General features: G+C 64.9%; 18 protein-coding genes. 12 read left to right on the top strand and 6 right to left on the bottom strand.

Going from position 1 to position 23,766, the window contains the following annotated elements:
- Positions 1-6: 6 nt before the first annotated feature.
- The 3 genes from BVH06_RS16535 to argR are packed head-to-tail and all read left to right on the top strand — an operon-like array spanning position 7 to position 2,533.
- Positions 7-705 (top strand): ABC transporter permease, encoded by a 699-nt coding sequence (locus BVH06_RS16535; protein WP_075932721.1) that lies wholly within the window; start codon positions 7-9, stop codon positions 703-705.
- A gap of 29 nt (positions 706-734) precedes the next feature.
- Positions 735-1,499, top strand: coding sequence for an ABC transporter ATP-binding protein (locus BVH06_RS16530; RefSeq protein ID WP_075932722.1), 765 nt, complete (start codon positions 735-737; stop codon positions 1,497-1,499).
- Between the two features lie 53 nt (positions 1,500-1,552).
- Positions 1,553-2,533 (top strand): transcriptional regulator ArgR, encoded by a 981-nt coding sequence (gene argR, locus BVH06_RS16525; RefSeq protein ID WP_075934811.1) that lies wholly within the window; start codon positions 1,553-1,555, stop codon positions 2,531-2,533.
- A 216-nt stretch (positions 2,534-2,749) separates the two neighbouring features.
- Here argR and BVH06_RS16520 read toward each other — a convergent pair whose 3' ends face one another.
- Genes BVH06_RS16520 through coxB form a run of 3 tightly spaced genes read right to left on the bottom strand, consistent with a single transcriptional unit; the run spans position 2,750 to position 6,545 of the window.
- Positions 2,750-3,103: a hypothetical protein gene (locus BVH06_RS16520; protein ID WP_075932724.1), complete on the bottom strand. Its 354-nt coding sequence runs from the start codon at positions 3,101-3,103 to the stop codon at positions 2,750-2,752.
- On the bottom strand, positions 3,103-5,658 hold the full coding sequence (gene ctaD / locus BVH06_RS16515; protein WP_075934810.1) for a cytochrome c oxidase subunit I: 2,556 nt from the start codon (positions 5,656-5,658) through the stop codon (positions 3,103-3,105). The genes BVH06_RS16520 and ctaD overlap by 1 nt, the downstream gene beginning before the upstream one ends.
- Positions 5,655-6,545 (bottom strand): cytochrome c oxidase subunit II, encoded by an 891-nt coding sequence (gene coxB / locus BVH06_RS16510; protein WP_075934817.1) that lies wholly within the window; start codon positions 6,543-6,545, stop codon positions 5,655-5,657. Before coxB ends, ctaD begins: the two co-directional genes overlap by 4 nt.
- 132 nt (positions 6,546-6,677) lie before the next feature.
- On the opposite strand from coxB, the gene BVH06_RS16505 reads away from it, so the two are divergent.
- Complete coding sequence (locus tag BVH06_RS16505; protein ID WP_075934809.1) at positions 6,678-7,136, top strand: DUF2231 domain-containing protein; 459 nt, start codon at positions 6,678-6,680, stop codon at positions 7,134-7,136.
- Between the two features lie 45 nt (positions 7,137-7,181).
- Here BVH06_RS16505 and BVH06_RS16500 read toward each other — a convergent pair whose 3' ends face one another.
- Positions 7,182-7,595 carry a CopD family protein gene (locus tag BVH06_RS16500; RefSeq protein ID WP_075934808.1) on the bottom strand — a complete coding sequence of 138 codons (414 nt, stop codon included), beginning with the start codon at positions 7,593-7,595 and terminating at the stop codon, positions 7,182-7,184.
- A gap of 374 nt (positions 7,596-7,969) precedes the next feature.
- On the opposite strand from BVH06_RS16500, the gene moaA reads away from it, so the two are divergent.
- The 5 genes from moaA (at position 7,970) to BVH06_RS16475 (ending at position 12,885) form a co-directional block, all read left to right on the top strand.
- A complete protein-coding gene (moaA, locus tag BVH06_RS16495; RefSeq protein WP_075932728.1) occupies positions 7,970-8,965 on the top strand; it encodes a GTP 3',8-cyclase MoaA in 996 nt (331 codons plus the stop codon).
- Positions 8,966-9,162: 197 nt separating this feature from the next.
- Entirely contained in the window at positions 9,163-9,612 is a 450-nt protein-coding gene (locus BVH06_RS16490; protein WP_075932729.1) for a PA2169 family four-helix-bundle protein, read from the top strand.
- A 264-nt stretch (positions 9,613-9,876) separates the two neighbouring features.
- A complete protein-coding gene (locus tag BVH06_RS16485) occupies positions 9,877-11,022 on the top strand; it encodes an ABC transporter substrate-binding protein (RefSeq protein WP_075934807.1) in 1,146 nt (381 codons plus the stop codon).
- Positions 11,015-12,100 carry an iron ABC transporter permease gene (locus BVH06_RS16480; protein ID WP_075934806.1) on the top strand — a complete coding sequence of 362 codons (1,086 nt, stop codon included), beginning with the start codon at positions 11,015-11,017 and terminating at the stop codon, positions 12,098-12,100. Before BVH06_RS16485 ends, BVH06_RS16480 begins: the two co-directional genes overlap by 8 nt.
- On the top strand, positions 12,097-12,885 hold the full coding sequence (locus BVH06_RS16475) for an ABC transporter ATP-binding protein (RefSeq protein WP_075934805.1): 789 nt from the start codon (positions 12,097-12,099) through the stop codon (positions 12,883-12,885). The genes BVH06_RS16480 and BVH06_RS16475 overlap by 4 nt, the downstream gene beginning before the upstream one ends.
- Before the next feature lie 241 nt (positions 12,886-13,126).
- Here BVH06_RS16475 and guaD read toward each other — a convergent pair whose 3' ends face one another.
- Positions 13,127-14,434, bottom strand: coding sequence for a guanine deaminase (gene guaD / locus BVH06_RS16470; RefSeq protein WP_075934804.1), 1,308 nt, complete (start codon positions 14,432-14,434; stop codon positions 13,127-13,129).
- Positions 14,435-14,596: 162 nt separating this feature from the next.
- Positions 14,597-15,826: an MFS transporter gene (locus tag BVH06_RS16465; protein ID WP_075934803.1), complete on the bottom strand. Its 1,230-nt coding sequence runs from the start codon at positions 15,824-15,826 to the stop codon at positions 14,597-14,599.
- 250 nt (positions 15,827-16,076) lie between these two features.
- Between BVH06_RS16465 and smc the strand changes: the two genes are divergently transcribed.
- The 3 genes from smc to ligA all read left to right on the top strand — a co-directional run bounded on the left by smc (position 16,077) and on the right by ligA (position 23,084).
- Positions 16,077-19,565 carry a chromosome segregation protein SMC gene (smc, locus tag BVH06_RS16460; protein WP_075934802.1) on the top strand — a complete coding sequence of 1,163 codons (3,489 nt, stop codon included), beginning with the start codon at positions 16,077-16,079 and terminating at the stop codon, positions 19,563-19,565.
- A gap of 225 nt (positions 19,566-19,790) precedes the next feature.
- A complete protein-coding gene (gene zipA, locus BVH06_RS16455) occupies positions 19,791-20,618 on the top strand; it encodes a cell division protein ZipA (RefSeq protein ID WP_075934801.1) in 828 nt (275 codons plus the stop codon).
- A 99-nt stretch (positions 20,619-20,717) separates the two neighbouring features.
- A complete protein-coding gene (gene ligA / locus BVH06_RS16450) occupies positions 20,718-23,084 on the top strand; it encodes an NAD-dependent DNA ligase LigA (protein WP_075934800.1) in 2,367 nt (788 codons plus the stop codon).
- Positions 23,085-23,766: the final 682 nt, after the last annotated feature.

Raw genomic sequence — 23,766 nt, 5'->3', positions numbered from 1 at the left:
CGCACGATGATCTTCGATTACACCGTCATCTGGGACAGCCTGCCGCTGTATTTCGGCGGCGTACTGGTGACCCTCAAGCTGCTGGCCATCGCGCTGTTCTTCGGCCTGCTGCTGGCCATTCCCCTGGCGCTGATGCGCACCTCACGCTCGCCGTGGGTCAACGGGCCGGCCTGGCTTTACACCTACGTGATTCGTGGCACGCCGATGCTGGTGCAGCTGTTTCTGGTCTATTACGGCCTCGCCCAGTTCGAGGCAGTGCGCGAGAGCGTGCTGTGGCCGTACCTGTCCAACGCCACCTTCTGCGCCTGCGTGGCGTTCGCCATCAATACCAGCGCCTACAGCGCCGAGATTCTCGCCGGCAGCCTGAAAGCCACGCCCCACGGCGAGATCGAGGCGGCCAAGGCCATGGGCATGTCGCGGGCCAAGTTGTACCGCCGCATCCTCCTGCCGTCGGCGTTACGCCGCGCACTGCCGCAGTACAGCAACGAAGTGATCATGATGCTGCACACCACCAGCCTGGCGTCGATCGTCACCCTGATCGACATCACCGGCGCGGCGCGCACCGTCAGCTCCCAGTACTACCTGCCGTTCGAGGCATTCATCACCGCCGGCCTGTTCTATCTGTGCCTGACCTTCGTCCTGGTGCGCCTGTTCAAACTGGCCGAGCGTCGCTGGCTGGCCTATCTGGCGCCGCGGCGTTCCTGAGCCCTCGGACTTCTGAAAGAGTGAAAAGCATGTACAAGCTCGAAGTGACGGACCTGCACAAGCGCTACGGCAGCCACGAGGTGCTCAAGGGCGTGTCGCTGGCGGCCAAAGCCGGTGACGTGATCAGCATCATCGGCTCCAGTGGTTCGGGCAAGAGCACCTTCCTGCGCTGCATCAACCTGCTCGAGCAGCCCCACGCCGGGCAGATCCTGCTCAACGGCGAGGCGCTCGAACTGGTGCCCGGCAAGGACGGCGCCCTGCGCGCCGCCAATGACAAACAGCTACAGCGCCTGCGCTCGCGGCTTTCCATGGTGTTTCAGCACTTCAACCTGTGGTCGCACATGAACGTGCTGGAAAACGTCATGGAAGCGCCGGTGCACGTGTTGGGCATGGGCAAGGCCGAGGCCCGCGACAAGGCCGAGCACTACCTGCAGAAGGTCGGCGTGGCCCATCGCAAGACCGCCTATCCCGCCCATATGAGTGGCGGCGAGCAGCAGCGTGTGGCGATCGCCCGGGCCCTGGCCATGGAGCCGGAAGTGATGCTGTTCGACGAACCGACTTCGGCGCTGGACCCCGAGCTGGTCGGCGACGTGCTCAAGGTAATGCGCGACCTGGCCGATGAAGGGCGTACCATGGTGGTGGTCACCCACGAGATGGGCTTTGCCCGCGAAGTGTCCAATCAACTGCTGTTCCTGCATCAGGGCCTGGTGGAGGAGCGTGGCGACCCGCGCGAGGTGCTGGCCAATCCGCAGTCTCAACGGCTGCAACAGTTCCTCAGCGGCAGCCTTAAATAGTTGGCGTTATCATTCCCGACCTATCACTGCCTTCAGAGCCCAACCTGCCCATCATGACTGCCCCCCGAATCGGCTTCCTGCTTTGGCCCTCCACCAAGCCCCTGACCCTGGCGCTGGCGGAAGAGGCCTTGAGCGTCGCCCAGCGCGTCCATCCGGAGGTGGTCTACGAGGTTTCGTTCCTGCAGGCTGAGGCGCCCAGTGACGGTGCCTGGCGCCTGCCAGGCAATTCCTGGACGGCAGGCCTGGAAGGTTATCGCAAGCTGTTCCTGCTCGCCGACGAGCCGCCGGCCAGCGTGGCGCCGGCGCTGGCCACCGCGCTCAAGCAGGTGGCGCGCAACGGCTGTTGCCTCGGCGCGGTAGCGGCGGGCGTTTACCCGTTGGCGCAACTGGGGCTGCTCGATGGTTATCGGGCATCCGTGCACTGGCGGTGGCAGGACGACTTCGCCGAGCGTTTCCCCAAGGTCATCGCTACCAGCCACCTGTTCGACTGGGACCGTGACCGCCTCACAGCCTGTGGCGGCATGGCGGTGATGGACATGCTGCTGGCCCTGTTGGCCCGTGACCACGGTGCCGAGCTGGCCGGTGCGGTGTCGGAGGAGCTGGTGGTCGAGCGCATCCGCGAGGGTGGCGAGCGCCAGCGCATTCCGCTGCAAAATCGCCTCGGCTCCAGCCACCCCAAGCTGACCCAGGCGGTACTGCTGATGGAAGCCAACATCGAGGAGCCGCTGACCACCGACGAAATCGCCCAGCACGTGTGCGTCTCGCGCCGCCAGCTGGAGCGCATCTTCAAGCAGTACCTGAACCGCGTGCCCAGCCAGTATTACCTGGAGCTGCGCCTTAACAAGGCGCGCCAGTTGCTGATGCAGACCAGCAAATCGATCATCCAGATCGGCCTGTCCTGCGGTTTCTCCTCGGGGCCGCATTTCTCCAGCGCCTACCGCAACTTCTTTGGCGCCACGCCGCGTGAAGATCGCAATCAGCGACGTAGCAACAGCCCCTTCGAACTGACTTCGGCGCCTGCCGAGCGCGGCTAGACGAGTGCCGTGACGGTCACCTCACCACGGTGAGGTGAGGCATCTACCATTAGCGGGCATGGATTGGGCGTCCCCGCCCGCTTCCGCAGGGTGCGTAGCCAATACTTCTCTCGCGCAGCATGGCGATTACCACGCCTTTGGAAGAGTTGCTTATCGCCTTTCGGGCTGATCGCGCGTTACTAGCTTAGGTGGCGTTCCAGCAGGTTCGCTGCAACTTCAAGCGCACGGCGGCAGCACCATGATCGGCAGGGAGATGAACGCCACGGCGATGGCGGCAATCAGGTGCCCGCCCGCCGAGACGCTGGCCACGAAACGCTCGCGCTCGTTGCAGCCGGGGCGTTTGGCAGCCCGGAGAAACAGCCGTGCCAGTGCCAGCAGCAGACCTGTGGCCAGCAACGAGAGCAGCGCCAGTGCCAGGTTCAGCCAGGTCCACGGGCCGTCTTCCAGAGGCGGCGGCGCCACCGAACAGCCGACGCCCTGGCCGCCATACAGGGCCACGAACCATAGGCTCCAGATGCTCAGCCCGCTGGCGACGTGGATCGGGTTGTAGAGCGAACGCAGGCTTTGCATCAGGCGCCTCCGAAAGCAGGTGGGAACAGGGCGATGGCAAAGTAGCTGACCCACAGCACGCCGAGGTTGTAGCCCCACAGCTGGGCGACCACCAGCGGTTCGTAGGGCGACTCGCCGCCCACGTAACCGATGCGTACGCGCAGCGCCTGCAGGACACTGAGGGTGCTGGCGAGCAGGGCATGGCCGAGGCTGTAGGCGAGCATCACGAAGATCACCGCATCATGGGCGCGCACAGTCGGCTCCAGTGATTCGCTGAGCAAGGCGACCAGCAACAGAGCGCTCTGAATCAGGCCGGCCACGGCCAGGCCGACCTGGCAAGCGAACAAGCCGCGGGCATCGCCGCGGCGCAGTCGTGCCAGCACCCGCCGATGCCAGGGCGTAGCCAGGCTCAGCAGCAGGGCGGCAGCCAGCAGTAGCCAGTGGTTGAACACGGGCGCATCGGGCACCAGCCAGTTTGGCGCTACCGTCCACAGGTAGAACCAGCCGAACAGCAGCGACAGGTACAGCGCACCGTTGGACAGCAGCGTCACGCCCATGCCCCACAGGCCCGGCCCATCGCAGGTACGCGAATGCAGCGGCGGCTCGCCGGGCTGGGTCTGGGCATCCGGTGCGGCCTTGGGGTGGGCGCCGTTCTCCCAGCTCCAGCGCAGCAGCACCCCGATCGACGCGAAGCAGGCGATCAGCGCCAGCAGGTAGGTCTTGGCCAGCAGGCTCAGGCACAGCACGGCGATGAAGCAGGCAGCGATGAACGGCAGCCAGCTGTTGCCGGGCAGGTGGATGATCTCCCGTACCTTGCCGGTCAGCGGGTCGACGCCCCAGGTTTCGCGGCGGCCGTGGTCGATCACCGTCAGCGCATGTTCGCCGCGGGCCATGCTTTCGCTCAGATCCGGGTCGCGCCACAGCGGATGGCGGTCCGTGACCTTGGCCAGGCTGACGAAGTTGTACGGGTTGGGTGGCAGGGCAGTGGCCCATTCCAGGGTATCGGCCTGCCAGGGATTGTTGCCCGCAGGTTTGCCGTAGCGATAGTGCAGCACCAGATCGAGCAGCAGGGTGGCGATGCCGATCACCATGATGAAGCTGCCGATCGACGAGATCAGGTTGGGCATGTCCCAGCCCAGGCCGCTCTCGTAGGTGTACACCCGCCGTGGCATGCCCAGGAGGCCGGTCCAGTGCATGATCAGGAAGGTCATGTTGAAGCCGATGAACACCAGCCAGAAGCCCCACTTGCCCAGACGCTCGGAGGCCATGCGCCCGGAGAAGTGCGGCAGCCAGTAGTACAGCCCGGCGATCAGCGGAAACAGCATGCCGCCGATCAGCACGTAGTGGAAATGGGCGACCACGAAGTGGGTGTCGTGCACCTGCCAGTCGAACGGCACCAGCGCCAGCATCACCCCGGTCAGCCCGCCGCACACGAAGATGATCAGAAAGCCCACCAGCCACAGCATCGGCACGTTGTAGCGCGGTTTGCCGAGCCACAGCGTAGCGATCCACGAGAACACCTGGATCGCGGTGGGAATCGCCACCAGCATGCTCGCCGCCGAGAAGAACGCCTGGGCCAGTTGCGGAATGCCCACCGTGAACATGTGGTGTACCCACAGGCCGAAGCTGATGAAGCCGGTGCTCAGCACGCCCAGCACCACAGCGCGGTAGCCCACCAGCGGGCGGCCGCAGAACACCGGCAGCAGGGTGGAGACGATGCCAGCCGCTGGCAGGAAGATGATGTACACCTCGGGGTGGCCGAACAGCCAGAACAGGTGCTGCCACAGCAGCGGATCGCCGCCGCGCGCCACTTCGAAGAACGGCAGGCCGGCGGCGCGCTCCAGTTCCAGCAGGATGCTGCCCAGGATCAGGGGCGGAAAGCCGATGACGATCATCATCGCCATGGTCAGGATGTACCAGGCATAGATCGGCATCCTGTTCAGCGCCATGCCCTCGGCGCGGGTGCGCAGGATCGACACCACCAGCTCGACCCCGGCCGACACCGCGGAAATCTCCACGAAGGTGATGCCCAGGAGCCAGAAGTCGGCGTTGATGCCTGGCGAATGCGCAGCGCTGGACAGCGGCGTGTACATGAACCAACCGGCATTGGGCGCCACACCGAACAGCAGGCTGGAACAGATGATCAGTCCGCCGAACAGGTAGCACCAATAGCCCAGCGCCGACAGACGCGGGAACACCAGATCCCGGGCACCGAGCATCTTGGGCAGCAGGTACACCGCCAGGCCTTCCATCATCGGCACGGCGAACAGGAACATCATCACCGTGCCGTGCATGGTGAATACCTGGTTGTACATCTCCGGGCCCATGAACGCGTTGCCCGGCAGTGCCAGTTGGGTGCGGATCAGCATCGCCAGCAGCAGGCCGAAGATGAAGAAACCGAGGCCGGTGACCATGAAGCGCAAGCCCAGGGTCGTATGGTTGACGATGGTCAGCGCTCGCCAGCCGCGCGGGTTGCCCCACACCTCGTTGAACTGGTCGTGCAGAGCATCGGCGTCGGCCGTTTCGCGGCACTGGGTTTCGCGGTTATCGCGCTGGTTCTCGTCGCTTGCGCTCATGGTTCGAGGCCCTCCAGCCAGGTGGCGATGGCCTGCAGGTGCTCGGCATCGAGGTCGTCGGTCAGCGGCATGCCGGTACCCGGTTTCAAGCGGCCGTGCTCGCGTATCCAGGTCAGCGTGGCGCCGGGCTCGTTGGGCAGCAGGCCGGCGCCGAGGTGGCGGCGGCTGGCCAGGTCGGTGAGATCCGGGCCACGGTTACCGGCACTGACGCCGGCCACTCGGTGGCACATCCCGCAGTGAGCGAGAAAGGTGTCGGCGGCCGGGCCTTGCGCGGCTTGGATTTGCGGCTCGCGGCGCGCATCGAGCCATGCCGCGAGGTCCTCTTCGCTGTGGGCCTGCACGTCGAGCACCATATGGCTGTGCTGTGTGCCGCAGAACTCCGTGCACTGGCCGCGAAAGGTACCCGGCTTGTCGGCCTGCAGGCGGATGTGGTTCTCGCGACCGGGGATCATGTCGATCTTGCCGCCCAGGCGCGGCACCCAGAAGGCGTGGATCACGTCGGCGCTGCTCACGGAGATATCGACAGGGCGCCCGGCCGGTAGGTGCAACTGATTGGCGGTCACCACGCCGCTGTCCGGGTAGCGTACCTCCCACCACCACTGATGGCCGATCACCTCGATCTGCAGCGGTCGTTCGCCGAGTAGCGGCAGCTGCATCATGCGCTGGCCCACCGGGATGCCGAATGCCAGCAGCAGGACGATGGTGACCGAGGGTAGCAGGATGCCGCCACCGATCAGCCACCGCCGCTGGATGCGCCGGGTCTCATCCGCCGAATACTCGCGTGGCTTGCGCCACAGGGCGTAGATCCAGATGGCGCTGACCACCACCAACACCAGCGTGAAGAAGCCGCACATGGCCCACCACAACAGGGCGATATCGCGCGCCACCGGGCCGGCCGGGGCCAGAATCGATTGGTCACCACTGCACGCGGAGATAATCGGAACTGCTGAGGCCAGTGCGGTCAACTTGATTAGGGTCGGGTATCCGTGACCTTCTTTCCAACCGACAGGGAGGCCGACATGGCTGAGCAACAAGAATCCATCATCAGTCGCGCCGCCATCGCCGGGCACCCGCTGCACCCGATGATGATCCACTTCCCGGTGGCCGCGCTGCTGGGCCTGGTGGCTACCGATTTCGCCTACTTCTGGACCACCGACCCATTCTGGGCGCGTGCCAGCCTGTGGCTGGCCGGCGTTGGTGCAGCCGGCGGCTGGATTGCCAGCATCGCCGGAATGATCGACCTGCTGACCGTACGGCGCATCCGCCAGAAGATCAGCGCCTGGTGCCACGCCATCATCGCCGTGATGATGCTGTCCCTGGCGTCGCTGAACTGGATGCTGCGCTACCGCCACGGCGAGGATGGTTTCGAGATCTGGGCGTTCTACCTGTCGTTGTTCACTGCCGGGCTGATCGCCATCGCCGCGTACCTGGGTGGGCGCCTGGTCTATGAGCATGCCGTGGGTGTCGACGTCGAGTAGGTCTGGCTGAGGCCCGCCTGCATTCATGGGTGGGTAGCTCCTGGTTCAGAAAGGTTTGGCGAGCACCAGCCACAGCGTGGCGGCAATCATGCCGAAGGTGATGCCGCCCAATGCCGCGCAGGCGACGGTCAGGGCAGGGCGGGGCTGACGTTCGCACTGCAGGATCAGCAGGCCGCACAGCGCATGGCAGATGACCATGACCGCCACGGCGGTGAGCTTGGCCACCAGCCAGATGCCAAAGGTGCCATCGCGCAGGAACAGCGCGGTGCCACTGCCGATGGCAATCAGTGCAGCCGGCGTGGCGATCAGGGTGAAGATCGTGCGGTTGATCTCGGGGTGGCCCGGGCGCTCCGTGCTCTGGGCGCTGCGACAACTGGCAGCGATCATCGCGGGCAGGTACAGCAGGGTGCCGCACCAGGCGATCAGCGCGGTGAAATGCAGCAGTTTCAGCAGTGGCATCGGCGCCCTCCATTGCCAGTCGTCCTGAGGTCTGCCTGTGTGACCCAGGCGCGGGAAACCCGGTTCGACCTTTCCGCCGGGCGTGCGTAGCGGTTGTCGGGGCGCTCGGCAAATCGCTGTGAGGCCCGTCGGCTGTGGCCTGCTGCAAAACTCGCCAGCATCGCGAGGTGCTTTTGCAGCTACGCGGGTAAGCCCGGTTGTGTCACTGAATGTGTGGACGATGTTGTCCGACCCGACAGGGTGCGACCCGGGGAACGGCGCGGCGCCGGGGCAGGCGTGATAAACTCGGCGTCACTGCGCAGCCCTCTGAGCTGCCTTCTGTCGCATTGGCGGCAGCCACTTCCAGCTGGCCACGAGGCCGGGAGATCGGAACGATGCACACGACGCAGTTGGTCGATCCCTTTGGCCGACGCATTACCTATCTGCGACTCTCGGTGACCGATCGCTGCGACTTCCGCTGCACCTACTGCATGAGCGAAGACATGGTGTTCGCGCCGCGCTCGCAGATCCTCAGCCTCGAAGAGCTGTACAACGTCGCCGACGCGTTCATCGGGCTGGGCGTCAAACGCATCCGCATCACCGGCGGCGAGCCGCTGGTGCGCAAGAACCTTTTGAGCCTGTTGCGCCGCCTGGGCGAGCGCCCCGAGCTCGAGGATCTGTCGATCACCACCAACGGCTCGCAGCTTTCGCACATGGCCAACGACCTGCGCGCTGCGGGCGTCACCCGGTTGAACGTCAGCCTCGATTCGCTGCAGCGCGAGCGCTTTGCCGCCTTCACCCGCCGCGACATGCTCGACCAGGTGTTGGCTGGCATCGACGCGGCAGCAGCAGCGGGCTTCAAGCGCATCAAGCTCAACAGCGTGGTGCAAACCGGGCGCAACGACGACGAGGTGCTGGGCCTGGTCGAATACGCCATGGCCCGCGGCCTGGACATCAGCTTCATCGAAGAGATGCCGCTGGGTAGCGTGGTCAGCCATCAGCGCGAACAGACCTTCTGCTCCAGCGAAGTGGTGCGCGAACGCATCGAAACGCGTCATGCGCTGGTGCGCAGCAGCCATGTCACTGGAGGGCCGTCACGCTATTGGCAGGTCGGCGGCAGCGACACCCGCGTGGGGTTCATCTCGCCGCACAGCAACAACTTCTGCGGCGACTGCAACCGCGTGCGCGTCACCGCCGAAGGCAAGCTGGTGCTTTGCCTGGGCCACGACAACGCCCTGGATCTGCGCGGCTTGATGCGCGCCCATCCCGGCGACAGCGAGCGTCTGCGCGAGGCCCTGGTCGGTGCGCTGCAGCTCAAGCCCGAGCGCCACCACTTCGAAACCGACGAGCAGGTGCAGGTTATACGCTTCATGAGCATGACCGGCGGCTGAGCCGTTTCGCTTTCTTCGCCTTTTCGTCATCCAGACGAGCGGTTCGCGCCCAGGCGGCCCGGGCCTTTGCCCATGGCCGATTGAGCGCCGCCTGACCGACCCGCCAGAATTTGCCCTGAACCTCCGCAACAGGCGCTCACTCCACTTAAGGGAGCGGCCCATAAGGGCTTTTTTCTGAAGCGACGAGGAGATTCAAAGTGGATAACAAAGACGTTATTTCGGTACTGAATGACCTGATCGAAACCAGCAAAGACGGCGAGAAAGGCTTCAGCGAGTGTGCCGAAGACGTGAAAGAGCCGCGCCTCAAAACTTTCTTCGTTCAGCGTTCGCAGGACTGTGCCAGCGCAGCCGCCGAGCTGCAGCAACTGGTCCGTGGCCTGGGCGGCGACCCGGAAACCAGCTCCAGCGTTTCCGGTGCTCTGCACCGCGGCTGGGTGGACCTCAAATCGCTGCTGACCGGCAAGAGCGAAGAGGCCATCCTCAACGAGTGCGAGCGCGGTGAAGACGTTGCCCTGAAGGCCTATCGTGAAGCCCTGCAGAAAGACCTGCCGAGCAACGTCCGCGTCGTGCTCGAGAAGCAACTGCAAGGCGTGCAGCGCAACCATGATCAGGTCAAGGCACTGCGCGATTCCGCGCGCGCCAGCTGATCGGCGCTGAGTTGGAAAGAGGATGCCTGCGGGCATCCTTTTTTTGTGCCTGCAATTCGTTTGTGTCGCCTGCGGCGATGCCACCTTGGCAGGTCTGTGCAAGCCCAGTTAGATCGGCGCAGCTGACGGCGTGAATGGATTCGAATCGTCCATCGATAATGGTTCTTAATGACGTTGTGTGGCGCCTTTGTTACCCTATGTTTCTGTTTTTGCCGCCGACGCCCGCCGTCCGTTCATCCGCGCAGTAAAAGGCTCGATCCCTCCATGACCATCCCCGCGCTTCTCGTCCGTCTCACGGCCGCCCTGTGCCTGCTGTGCAGCGCTGTTGCCCAGGCCACCGACTATCCGTTAACCGTCACGGACCTGGCGGGTCGCCAGGTGACCATAGAGCACGAGCCCAAGCGCATCGTCCTGCAGGATGGGCGCGATCTGTTCGGCCTGGCGCTGCTGGATCGCGAAGACCCGTTCGCACGCATCACGGTGTGGAACAACATCATCAAGCGTTCCGATCCGAACACCTGGCAGGTCTTTCAGAAACGCTGGCCGCAGAGCGCCGGGCGGGCTGTCGACATGCAGTTCGGTGATGAGGGCGACATGAACCTCGAAGCCGTGGTCGCCGGCAAACCCGACCTGCTGGTGTTCCAGTTGCGCGCGCGCAAATCCCTAGAAGGCGCAGGCGTCGAGCGCAAGCTGGCGGCGCTGAAGATTCCGGCGATCTACGTCGACAGCGATCTGGATCCGGTACCCAACGGCCAGCAGAGCGTGGCCCTGCTGGGCAAGGTGCTCAACCGCGAGGCCCGCGCCAGCGAGTACCTGGATTTCTACAAGGCGCGCCTGGCGAAGGTCGATAAACTGATCGCCGAACAGGGCAAGCGCCCGCTGGTGTTCGTCGAGGCCAAGGCCGGGCAGGGTGGCGCCAGTAGTTGCTGCTTCACCCACGGTGACGTGTACTGGGGCAAGCTGATACAGGCGGCCGGTGGCGATAACCTCGGCAGCCAGCTGTTGCCTGGCGTGACCGGCGACGTCACCCTGGAGACGGTGATCAGCAAGAAGCCCGACGTCTACGTGATGAGCGGCACCCAGTTCTCGGGCAGCGCCTCGATTTCGCCACCCTTCGGTTTTGGCCCGACGGTGCAGCAGGCGGCGATCGACAAAGCCATGAAACAACTGCTGCAGCGCCCCGGCATGCAGCAATTGAGCGCGGTACAGCACGGCCGCGTGTATGGCGTGTACCACCAGTTCTATGCCAGCGCCTGGAACATCCTGGCGGTCGAGTACCTGGCCCAGGCCTTCTATCCGCAAGCCGCTGCCGGCCTGGATCACGCCGCCAGCACTCGAGCACTGCTGAGCATGACCGGCCTTGGCGAGGTGCCCGCGATTCTGTTCGGCCAGGCGCCGGCCGGTGAGTGACCCGGCGGCCGCTGCGGCGCCGGTCGATGCCGGCTATCAACAGCGCTACGCCCGCGCGGTCTGGCAGCGCAGCCTGCTGCTGGTCGGCCTGTTGCTGGTGGCGCTGATCGCCTTCGTTGCGGATCTCGTTGTCGGCTCCGGCACCCTGAGCTTCGCCGATGCGCTGCAAGGCCTGTTCATGCCGGATCAGGTGGACGACTCGACGCGGGTCATCCTCTGGGAGCTGCGCATGCCGATGACGCTGATGGCGGTGCTGGCCGGCACTTGCCTGGCGCTGGCCGGGCTGATCATGCAGACGGTGCTCGACAATCCGCTGGCCGAGCCCTTCACCCTCGGTATTTCCTCGGCGGCGGGCTTCGGCGCGGCGCTGGCGCTGACCTTCAACCTGTCCCTGGCGCAGTGGTTGCCAGGCTTCGGTGCGGAAATGCTGGTGACCGCCAACGCGTTTCTGTTCTCGCTGCTCACCGTCGGCGTGATCCTGTTGCTGACCCGCGGGCAGATCGGCCTGCAGGCCATCACCCTGTTGGGCATCGCCGTACATTTCGTGTTCAGTTCGTTGCTGGGGCTCGTGCAGTACGTGTCCAGCGTCGACCAGCTGCAGAGCATCGTGTTCTGGCTGATGGGTTCGCTGTTGCACGTGACCTGGACCAAGGTCGCGCTGTGCACCGCCATCGCCCTGGTGGCGGTGCCGCTGGTGCTGATGCAGGCCTGGGCGCTGACCGCGCTGCGCAGTTTTGGCGAGCAGGCGGTGGTGTTCGGCATTCGCGTCAAGCGCGTGCGCACCAGCATGCTGGTGCTGGCCGCGCTGCTCGCCGGGGCGGTGACTTCGGTGGTCGGCATCATCGGTTTCGTCGGTCTGGTGGCGCCCCACGTGGCGCGCCTGCTGGTCGGCGAGGATCAGCGTTTCACCATCGGCGTGACCCTGGCCTGCGGGGTCATCTTCGTCACCCTGGCGTCGCTGGCCAGCAAGCTGATCGTGCCGGGCGCCGTGCTGCCCATCGGCATGGTCACTTCGCTGATCGGCCTGCCGTTCTTCGTCATCTTGATCCTGCGCGACCGGAGGCTGACGTCCCGATGAGTTTCGTCACCGAGGATTATCGCGTGTCCATCGGCGGCCGGCCGATCATCCGCGACTTCGCCGTGCGTGCCGAAGCGGGCCGCACCCTGGCACTGCTAGGCGCCAATGGCGCGGGTAAGTCGACGTTCATGAAGGGGCTATGTGGGCTGCTGCGTGCCGAAGGTTCGGCGACCATCGACGGCACCCAGCTACTCGGCCTGGAGCCGGCGCTGCGCGCGAGGCTGATCGGCTATGTGGCTCAGGACATGGCCCACCTCGACGTGCGCCTGTCGACCTACGAATTGCTCCTGCTGGCACAGCATGGCGGCGCGCGGGGCTGGTCGACCCAGCGCGACAGCCAGCGGCGCGCCAGTGAAGTGCTCGACCTGCTGGGCCTGCAACGCTTCGCCGAAAAGCAGCCGGGGCAACTGTCCGGCGGTGAGCGACAGATGATTTCCCTCGCCCTGGCGCTGGTGCGCAGCCCACGCCTGCTGTTGCTCGATGAGCCGACCTCGGCGCTGGACCTGGCCAACCAGTTGCACATGCTCGAGGCAGTCAGCGCCTACACGCGGCGCGAGAACATCGTCACCCTGGCGATTTTCCACGACATGAACCTGGCCAGCCGCTATGCCGACGACGCGCTGATGATCGACCGGGGCAGCGTGCACGGCTGCGGCACCACCGACGAGATGCTCACCCCCGAGCACCTGGCCGCCGTGTATGGCGTAGATTGCCGAACCCTGAGCGTGGACGGTGGTGCCTACACCGCGATCTATCCGGTATCGGTAATTGGTTCCCGGAACTAAAGCGCCGCCCGACGGAAACTAGCCTGCCGGCGCTGCTGCAAGGCCAGGTGAATACAGTGATCGCGGATGCACCACCAATCATGTGGGAGCGCCGACCTCGGCGCGAATCGATGGCGGCCTTACTGCAATATTGGCGTCGTACACCCAATTCGCCGCGGGTCGCGGCTCCCACGATGCGATTGTGCCCATCCCTGGGGGCACTCTGATTCGCGTCCGCAAGCAGGCACCTATAGGGTCCCCATCAGCCATCGCGGCGATGCACGCTGTTCCCCGCAGCAAAGGTCTCCCTGATCACCCGGTCATCTCCCAGGGTAATCAACGCGAACAACCGTTCGGCCAGGTTGCCGCTCTGCTTGAGGCGGTAGTCGATCAGCGGCGTGGCCTGGTAGTCGAGCACCACGAAGTCCGCGTCCTTGCCGGCTGCGAAGTTGCCGATGCGCTCGTCCAGATGCAGCGCCCGGGCGCTGCCCAGGGTCGCCAGGTATAGCGACTTGAACGGGTCGAGCTTCTGGCCCTGCAACTGCATGATCTTGTAAGCCTCACTGAGCGAGCGTAGTTGCGAGAAGCTGGTACCGGCGCCGATGTCGGTACCCAGGCCGACGCGGACCTTGTGCTGCTCCATGCGCTTGAGGTCGAACAGGCCGCTGCCGAGAAACAGGTTGGAGGTCGGGCAGAAGGCCACCGCCGACCCGGTCTCTGCCAGGCGCTGGCATTCGGCGTCGCACAGGTGTACGGCGTGGGCGAACACCGAGCGTGGGCCGGTGAGCTGGTGCTTGTCGTAGACGTCCAGGTAGCCGCCGTTGTCCGGGAACAGCTCCTTGACCCACTCGATCTCCTGGCGGTTTTCCGACAGGTGCGTGTGCAGGTACAGGTCCGGGTATTCGCCCAGCAGGCGCCCGGCCATGGCCAGTTGCTCCGGCGTGCTGGTCGGCGCGAAACGCGGCGTCACCGCATAGTGCAGGCGGCCCTTGCCGTGCCAGCGCTCGATCAGTTCACGGCTGTCGGCGTAGCCGGATTGCACCGTATCGGTTAGCGCCTCGGGGGCGTTACGGTCCATCAGCACCTTGCCGGCGATCATGCGCAGGTCCAGTGCGCTGGCCACCTCGAAGAGGGCGTCCACCGACTGCTTGTGCACGCTGCCGAACACCAGCGCGGTGGTGGTGCCGTTGCGCAGCAGTTCCTTGACGAACACCTCGGCCACTTCGCGGGCATGGGCCTTGTTGGCGAAACGCATCTCGGTCGGGAAGGTGTAGGTGTTCAACCAGTCGAGCAGTTGCTCGCCGTAGGCGCCGATCATGCCGGTCTGCGGGAAATGGATGTGGGTGTCGATGAAGCCCGGGGTGATCAGTGCGTTCTCGTAATGGCTCAGGGCGACGCCGGCCAAACGCGGCAGCAGGTCCTCCGCCGGGCCCACGTCGCGAACCTTGCCATCCTCGACCAGCAGGATGCCGTCCTCGAAATAGGCGTGGGACGCCTCGATACCGACCTCGGCCGGATCGGCGAGGCTGTGCAGGATGGCGCCGCGGTAGGCGTGAAGCGTAGTGGACATGGGGCCTCGATACAGATCCGATAGAGCGGTGCAGGGCGGTCGCGGGCGGCGCCGCCGCAGGCGTGCGCGCATCGATGCGACGCGCGCACCGCGTTGAGCGGAGATTTTGCGGGACAAGGACGGTGGCGACAACCTCGTCCGAGGCGAATGTTGACCTGGCGGTCAGGTGGCGGTGCGCGGCGCTGCGTCGTCGAGTTCGTGCTCTATCGTGTCGGCCCTGAGGGTTTCCGGCATGCCCAGCAGCAGGAGCACGGCGCAGCCAGCCACGGCCGCCAGCACCAGGAAGGCGCTGTCGTAGCCGCTGGCCTCGGCGACATAACCGGCCAGGCCGTTGCTCAGCGCCGCGCCGATGCCGAACACCAGGCTCACGCTGGCCAGGCTGACGTTGAAATGGCCGCTGCCGTGGGTCAGGTCGCGCACCATCAGCGGGATCAAGGCGCCGAACAGGCCAGCGCCGATGCCGTCGAGCAATTGCACCGATACCAGCCAGACCGGGTCGTCGCTCAGCGTGTACAGCACGCCGCGGATCGGCAGGATCAGAAAGCCGGCCAGCAGCAGCGGCTTGCGCCCCCAGCGATCGGCGCGGGCACCGACCAGCATGGCCGCCGGAATCATCACCAGTTGGGCGGCGACGATACAGGCCGAGATCAGCGTGGTCGCCAGCTCCGGATTGGCCAGCGCGAGTTTCTGCCCCACCAGCGGCAACATCGCGGCGTTGGCCAGGTGAAACAGCGCGCAGCACAGCGCCAGCAGCACCAGCGGCGGCTGGGTGAGCAGCTGGCGCAGCGGCGTCATCGCCGAGCCGCTTTCACGGCCCCGGGCTTGGTCGGCGTCGATGGCGCGGGCTGGAATGCTCAATGCCGACAGCAGACTGAGCACGGCCATGGCGGTCATCAGGTAGAACACCGCGACCGGCCCCCACAGGTAGGCGAACAGACCGGCGAGCAGCGCGGCGGTGGCGTTACCGGCGTGGTTGAAGGATTCGTTGCGGGCAATACGTCGGGTGAACGCCTTCGGCCCGACGATGCCCAGGGTGATGCCGGCCAGCGCCGGGGCGAACACCGAGGAGGCCATGCCGGCGGCGATCTGGCTGATCGCCACCCAGGCGAATTGCGCCTGCCACAGGGTGACCAGGCAGGCGAGGGTGACCAGAATGGAGGCGGCTGCGACCAGCAGGCGCTTGTCGCGCACCCAATCCACCAACGCGCCGGCGGGAATCTGCGCGGCCAGGCCGGCCAGCCCTCCGAGGGCCATGACCAGGCCGATGTCGCCGGCCTGCCACTTGTGTACCGAGAGCAGGTATATAGCCAGGTAAGGCCCGAGGCCGTCGCGAACGTCAGCCAGAAAGAAATTCAGGCGATCCAGTTTCGCTGCGCATGCGTACGTCTGCATGGAAAACCTCGGACGAAGAAAACGCGCCAGGCGATTGCGCTGGCCTGGCGATTGGATGCCGGCGAAGCGGCGGCGTTCCCTGTAGATATGCGCGGGGCTTGCTGGCGTCCTGGCTGTGCTAAACTCCCGGCCCTTCTGGCCATTGGCCAGGCCTCACGCTCCCCAAGCATCGCGCCTCAAGGACATTTATGACGCTGTGCGCCGCTGACTTCCCTGCCAACCTGGTTGCCGTCTCGGCGAGCGCTCGCGCATGCGTCTGAAATCCATCAAACTGGCGGGCTTCAAGTCCTTCGTCGACCCCACCACGGTGAACTTCCCCAGCAACATGGCGGCGGTGGTCGGTCCTAACGGCTGCGGCAAGTCCAACATCATCGATGCCGTGCGCTGGGTGATGGGCGAAAGCTCGGCGAAGAACCTGCGTGGCGAGTCGATGACCGACGTCATCTTCAACGGCTCCAACACCCGTAAACCGGTGACCCAGGCCAGCATCGAGCTGATCTTCGACAACAGCGACAACACCCTGACCGGCGAGTACGCAGCCTTCGCGGAAATCTCCATTCGCCGCCGGGTGACCCGCGACAGCCAGAACACCTATTTCCTCAACGGCGTGAAATGCCGTCGTCGCGACATCACCGATATCTTCCTCGGCACCGGCCTGGGCCCGCGCAGTTACTCGATCATCGAGCAGGGCATGATCAGCAAACTGATCGAGGCCAAGCCGGAGGAACTGCGCAACTTCATCGAAGAAGCGGCGGGCATCTCCAAGTACAAGGAGCGCCGCCGCGAGACCGAGAGCCGCATCCGTCGTACCCAGGAAAACCTGGCGCGCCTGACCGACCTGCGTGAAGAACTGGAACGCCAGCTCGAGCGCCTGCACCGCCAGGCCCAGGCGGCCGAGAAGTATCAGGAATACAAGGCCGAGGAACGTCAGCTCAAGGCGCAACTGACCGCGCTGCGCTGGCAGACGCTGAACGAGCAGGTCGGCCAGCGCGAGGCGGTGATCGGCAACCAGGAGGTTTCCTTCGAGGCGCTGGTGGCCGAGCAGCGCAACGCCGACGCCAGCATCGAACGGCTGCGTGACGGCCACCATGAGCTGTCCGAGCGGTTCAACCTGGTGCAGGGACGCTTCTACTCGGTGGGCGGCGATATCGCCCGGGTCGAACAGAGCATCCAGCATGGTCAGCAGCGCCTGCGCCAGTTGCAGGACGACCTGCGTGAAGCCGAGCGCGCGCGCCTGGAGACCGAATCGCACCTGGGCCACGACCGTACCCTGCTGGCTACCCTCGGTGAAGAACTGGCCATGCTCGAACCGGAGCAGGAGATCACCGCGGCGGCTGCCGAGGAGTCCGCCGCTGCGCTGGAAGAAGCCGAGACCGGCATGCACGGCTGGCAGGAACAATGGGAAGCCTTCAACCAGCGCAGCGCCGAGCCGCGTCGCCAGGCCGAGGTGCAGCAGTCGCGCATCCAACAGCTGGAGCAGAGCCTGGAGCGCCTCAGCGAACGCCAGCGTCGTTTGGGCGATGAGTTACAGCAACTGGCCGCCGACCCGGAAGATGCGGCGATCATCGAGCTGGGCGAGGAGATCGCCGTCGGCGAGCTGGACCTCGAGCAATTACAGGAACAGGAAGCCGAGCAGGCCGAGCGCCTGCAGCAATTGCGTGACGAACTGCAACATACCGGCCAGGTGCAGCAGCAGGCCCAGGGCGAGCTACAACGCCTCAGCGGTCGCCTCGCGTCTCTGGAAGCCTTGCAGCAGGCCGCGCTGGATCCGGGCAAGGGCACGGCGCAATGGTTGCGCGACAATGGCCTCGAGCAGCGCCCACGCCTGGCCGAAGGCCTGCGGGTGGAAGCCGGCTGGGAGTTGGCGGTGGAAACCGTGCTCGGCGCCGACCTGCAGGCCGTCTTGCAGGACGATTTCAGCGGGCTGGATTTCGCCGCCCTCAAGCAGGGCGAATTGCGCCTGGTGTCGGCTGCCGGCGATGGCCAGCGCATCCCCGGCAGCCTGCTGGACAAGGTCGAATCCCCCGTGGACCTGGCGCCCTGGCTGGGCCGCGTGCGCCCGGTCGAAAACCTCGATCAGGCCTTGGCCGAACGCGCCACGCTGGCATCCGGCGAAACCCTGGTCAGCCGCGATGGCTATTGGGTGGGCCGGCACTTCCTGCGTGTGCGGCGTGCCAGCGAGGCGCAGAGCGGCGTCCTGGCCCGGGCTCAGGAGCTGGAGAGCTTGGGTCTGGAGCGGGACGAGCGCGAGGCCGCGCTGACGCTGTTGGAGGAAAACCTGCAGGCCCTGCGCGAGCGCCAGCGTCAGGAAGAAGAATTGCGTGAGCAGCAGCGCCGCCAGTTGCAGGATCAGGCGCGCCGCCTGGGCGAGCTCAAGGCGCGGCTGTCGGCCGGTCAGGCCAAGGCCGAACAGTTGTTGCTGCGGCGTCGGCGCATCGAGGCCGAGCAGCAGGAGCTGGCCGAGCAACGGGCCATGGAAACCGAACAGTTGGGTGAGGCGCGCCTGTACCTGCAGGACGCCCTCGACAGCATGGCCTTGGATACCGAGCAGCGCGAAAGCCTGCTGGCCAGCCGCGATGCTTTGCGCGAGCGGCTTGATCGTGTCCGCCAGGAGGCGCGCCAGCACAAGGATCACGCCCACCAGTTGGCCGTGCGCCTGGGTTCGTTGCGCGCCCAGCACGATTCTACCCGCCAGGCTCTGGAACGCCTCGAACTGCAATCCGAACGCCTCACGGAAAAGCGCGAGCAGCTCGACCTGAACCTGGAAGAGGGCGCTGCACCGCTGGAAGAATTGCGCCTGAAACTCGAAGAGCTGCTGGAGCGGCGCATGGGCGTCGAAGAGGAGCTGCGCCTGGCGCGCCTCGCCCTGGAAGATGCCGACCGCGAGCTGCGTGACGCCGAGAAGCGCCGCACTCAGGCCGAACAGCAATCGCAATTGCTGCGTGGCCAGCTGGAGCAGCAGCGCCTGGAATGGCAGTCGCTGAACGTGCGCCGCAAGGCCCTGCAGGATCAGTTGCTGGAAGAGGGCTATGACCTGCACGGCGTACTCGCCACCTTGCCCGATGACGCCAGCGAGACGGCCTGGGAGCAAGCTTTGGAGCAGATGGCCGGGCGCATTCAGCGGCTCGGCGCGATCAACCTGGCGGCCATCGAGGAATACCAGCAGCAATCCGAGCGCAAGCGCTACCTGGATGCCCAGAACGCCGACCTGGTCGAAGCGCTGGATACCCTGGAAAACGTCATCCGCAAGATCGATCGGGAAACGCGCAATCGTTTCAAGGAAACCTTCGACCAGATCAACGCCGGCTTGCAGGCGCTTTTCCCAAAAGTTTTCGGCGGTGGCAGCGCATATTTGGAACTCACCGGCGAAGATCTACTCGATACCGGGGTGACCATCATGGCGCGTCCACCGGGAAAGAAGAACAGCACCATCCATTTGCTGTCCGGCGGCGAGAAGGCATTGACGGCGCTGGCGCTGGTTTTTTCGATCTTCCAGCTCAATCCGGCTCCGTTCTGCATGCTCGACGAAGTGGACGCACCGCTGGACGATGCCAACGTCGGGCGTTACGCGCGGCTGGTCAAGGAAATGTCGGAAACCGTGCAGTTCATCTACATCACCCACAACAAGATCGCCATGGAAATGGCCGACCAGTTGATGGGCGTGACGATGCACGAACCCGGTTGTTCGCGACTGGTAGCGGTGGATGTCGAAGAGGCGTTGGCGATGGTGGACAGTTGAGAAGGCCAAACGAGGTTTTTGTCGCGTAAAAACCAGTGGCAGTGGCGGTTTTACAGCGTTTTGCCGGTGTAAAGTTGCCTTTCGTCGTGCTAGCTTAACGCCCACTTTTGTTGCACGTGGGAAAACGCCAGTCAGAACATGGAGTTGGCGCCACGTTTCAAGGTCATCATTACGGGCCAGGACGCCTTTTTTCATCAATTTTTGCTTTAGGGGTCAGGACATTTCATGGAATTCGGTCTACGCGAGTGGCTGATCATCATCGGTATCATCGTCATCGCCGGCATCCTCTTCGATGGCTGGCGGCGGATGCGCGGTGGCAAGGGCAAACTCAAGTTCCGGCTCGACCGCAACCTGTCCAATCTGCCCGATGACGAAGGTGATCCCGATGTGCTCAGCCCGCCCAGGGTGATCGAGCGCAATCATGAGCCTTCGCTGGATGAAGACGACCTGCCATCGATGAGCGCCCGCGACGTCAACAGCCGCCGTCGCAGCGAACCGCGTCAGGGTGACCTGGACCTGACCGCCGACGAGCCGGTGCCGACGTTGCTCAACCCGGTGGACGACGAAGACGAGGCGCGCAGCAGCGTCTCCGGCAAGCAGGTCGACAAGGATCTGCCGCCGGTCGAGGAAGTGCTGGTGATCAACGTCATCGCCCGTGATGAGCAAGGCTTCAAGGGCCCGGCGCTGCTGCAAAACATTCTGGAAAGCGGCCTGCGTTTCGGCGAGATGGACATCTTCCATCGCCACGAGAGCATGGCCGGCAACGGCGAAGTGCTGTTCTCCATGGCCAATGCGCTGAAACCCGGCACCTTCGACCTGGACGACATCGAGGGCTTCAGCACCCGTGCGGTGAGCTTCTTCCTCGGCCTGCCAGGCCCGCGCCATCCCAAGCAGGCCTTCGACGTGATGGTCGCGGCGGCGCGCAAGCTGGCCCATGAACTCAATGGTGAGCTCAAGGACGATCAGCGCAGCGTGCTGACCGCACAAACCATCGAACATTACCGTCAGCGCATCGTCGAATACGAACGCCGCCTGTTGACGCAAAAACGCTGAAAGAAAGCGGCACCGACGAGCCTCAAGCTACAAGCCCAGCGCTTGGCTTGAGGTTTTTCGTTTCTGTGCCCTGGCCGTGGCCCGCCGAGAATGACCTGCATGAAAGATTCCGCCCAACGTATCCTCGAACTACGTAACGAACTGGACGCGCACAACTACCGCTACTACGTGCTCGACGAGCCGAGCGTGCCCGACGCCGAGTACGATCGCCTGTTCCGCGAACTGCAGGCCCTAGAAGCCGAGCACCCGGAACTGGTGACGCCCGATTCGCCGACCCAGCGCGTTGGCGGTGAAGCGCTCAGCGCCTTTGGCGAAGTGCGCCACGAAGTGCCCATGCTCAGCCTTGGCAACGCCTTCGAAGAAGACGACCTGCGGGCTTTCGACCGCAGCGTGCAGAACGGCCTCGGCGTGCAGGGCGGCGATCTGTTCGGTGGCGGTGCCGAGCTCGAATACAGCTGCGAGCCCAAGCTCGACGGCCTGGCGGTGAGCCTGCTGTACCGTGACGGCAAGCTGGTACGCGGCGCCACCCGGGGTGACGGAACCACTGGCGAAGACATCAGCGTCAACGTGCGCACCATTCGCAACGTGCCGCTCAAGCTGCAGGGCAGTGGCTGGCCGGATGTGCTGGAAGTGCGCGGTGAGGTGTTCATGTCCCGCGCCGGTTTCGAACGCCTCAACGCTGCCCAGGCGGAGATCGGCGGCAAGACCTTTGCCAACCCGCGCAACGCCGCCGCCGGCAGCCTGCGCCAGCTGGATTCGAAGATCACCGCCAGCCGCCCGCTGGAATTCTGCTGCTACGGCCTCGGCCAGCACAGCGCCGAGCCGGCGCCGACCCAGGTCGGCATGCTGCAGCGCCTGAAAACCTGGGGCATTCCCATCAGCCCCGAGTTGAAGCTGGCTAAGGGCGTGGAAGACTGCCTGGCCTACTACCGCGACATCGGCGAGCGACGGATGGGCCTGCCCTATGACATCGACGGTGTGGTGTTCAAGGTCAACAACATCGAAGACCAGCAGCAGCTCGGCTTCCGCGCCCGTACGCCGCACTGGGCCATCGCCCACAAGTTTCCCGCCATGGAAGAGCTCACCGAGCTGCTCGACGTGGAATTTCAGGTCGGCCGTACCGGCGCCGTGACGCCGGTGGCACGGCTCAAGCCGGTGAAAGTGGCGGGTGTGACGGTATCCAACGCCACGTTGCACAACATGGACGAGGTGGCACGCCTCGGGGTGATGATCGGCGACACGGTGATCATCCGCCGCGCCGGTGACGTGATTCCCCAGGTGATGCAAGTGGTCATCGAACGTCGTCCCGAGAACGCGCGCCCGGTGGCGGTGCCGGAACAGTGCCCGGTGTGCGGCTCGGCGGTGGAGCGTACCCAGCTGATCAAACGCAGCAAGGGCCGCGAAACGGTCAGCGAAGGCGCCGTGTATCGTTGCGTCGGCCGCCTGGCCTGCGCCGCCCAGCTCAAACAGGCGATCATCCATTTCGTGTCGCGACGCGCCATGGACATCGAGGGCCTCGGCGAGAAGAGCGTCGAGCAGTTGGTGGACGAGGGCCTGGTCGGCTCGCCAGCCGACCTCTACACCCTGGAGTTCGAACAGATCGTCGGCCTTGAAGGCTTTGCCGAGGTGTCCAGCCGCAAGCTGCTCGACGCCATTGCCGACAGCAAGCGCCCGAGCCTGGCGCGCTTCATTTACGCCCTAGGCATTCCCGATGTCGGTGAAGAGACCGCCAAGGTGCTGGCGCGCTCCCTGGGCTCGCTGGAGCGCGTCACCCAGGCGCTGCCCGAGGTGCTGACGTACCTGCCGGACATCGGCCTGGAAGTGGCCCACGAGATCCACAGCTTCTTCGAGGATGCGCACAACCAGACGGTGATCAGGCACCTGTTCGAACGTGGCCTGGAATTGCAGGACCAGGGTGAGCTGGCGGCCGAGTTCGCCGCCAGCACCACGCTCGGCGGGTTGCTCGACAAGCTGAACATTCCTTTCGTGGCGGCCACTGGTGCGAAGAACCTGGCCGAGCGCTTCAAGACGCTGGAGACGGTGATCACCGCCGACTGGCTCGACCTCAGCGCCATGAAGGGCCTCAACGAAAAAGCCAAACAGTCGGTGCGCGAGTTCTTCGCCAGCGCCGAGAACACCGATCGCGCGCGGGCCATCGAGGCGCAATTGCGTGATTTCGGCATGCACTGGGAGAGCGAGAAGAAGGTCGTCGAAGGTCTGCCGCTGGCCGGCCAGACCTGGGTGCTGACCGGCAGCCTGGAAGTGATGAGCCGCGATATCGCCAAGGACAAGCTGGAAAGCCTGGGCGCCAAGGTGGCCGGCTCGGTATCGGCGAAAACCACCTGCGTGGTCGCCGGCCCCGGCGCCGGCTCGAAACTGGCCAAGGCCACCGAACTGAACATTCCGGTGCTTGATGAGCAGACGTTTATCGTCAAGCTGAGCGATTACGGGATCGCTGCCGAATGACGGTTTAACGCCTCCAGAAACCGCGAACTCGCGCCGAGGTCGACGCTCTTACGCAGTCGGTGGGTTGCTCGCGATTTATTGTAGGAACCTCGACCCGCGGCGAGTCGGTTGTACGCCGCAGGCCTTGCAACAAGGCCATAATCGTTCGCGCCGGGTGGCGCTCCTACACAGACAGTGGGTTGCCTGCGATTATTGTGGGAGCCGCGACCCGCGGCGAGTCGGGTGTACGCCGCAGGCCTTGCAACAAAGCCATAATCGTTCGCGCCGGGTCGGCGCTCCTACACAGACAGTGGGTTGCCTGCGATTATTGTGGGAGCCGCGACCCGCGGCGAGTCGGGTGTACGCCGCAGGCCTTGCAACAAGGCCATAATCGTTCGCGCCGGGTCGGCGCTCCTACACAGACAGTGGGTTGCCTGCGATTATTGTGGGAGCCGCGACCCGCGGCGAATCGTGTGTACGCCGCAGGCCTTGCAACAAGGCCCAATCGTTCGCGCCGGGTCGGCGCTCCCACGCAGGGGGTGGGTTGCTCGCGGTCATTGTGGGAGATTCTATGTCAAGGATCCCCCTTTTTCGGGGTTGTAATCGACCTGCTTCTGCATCAGCGCAAAGGCGATACGAGCGAGTTTACGGGCCAGGATGGTCAGGGCTTCTGTTCGCTTGAGCCCACGCTTGAGGTAGCCCT

Source organism: Pseudomonas sp. PA27(2017) (assembly GCF_001945445.1).
GTDB lineage: Bacteria > Pseudomonadota > Gammaproteobacteria > Pseudomonadales > Pseudomonadaceae > Aquipseudomonas.
This window is presented reverse-complemented; position numbering and strand designations above follow the sequence as displayed.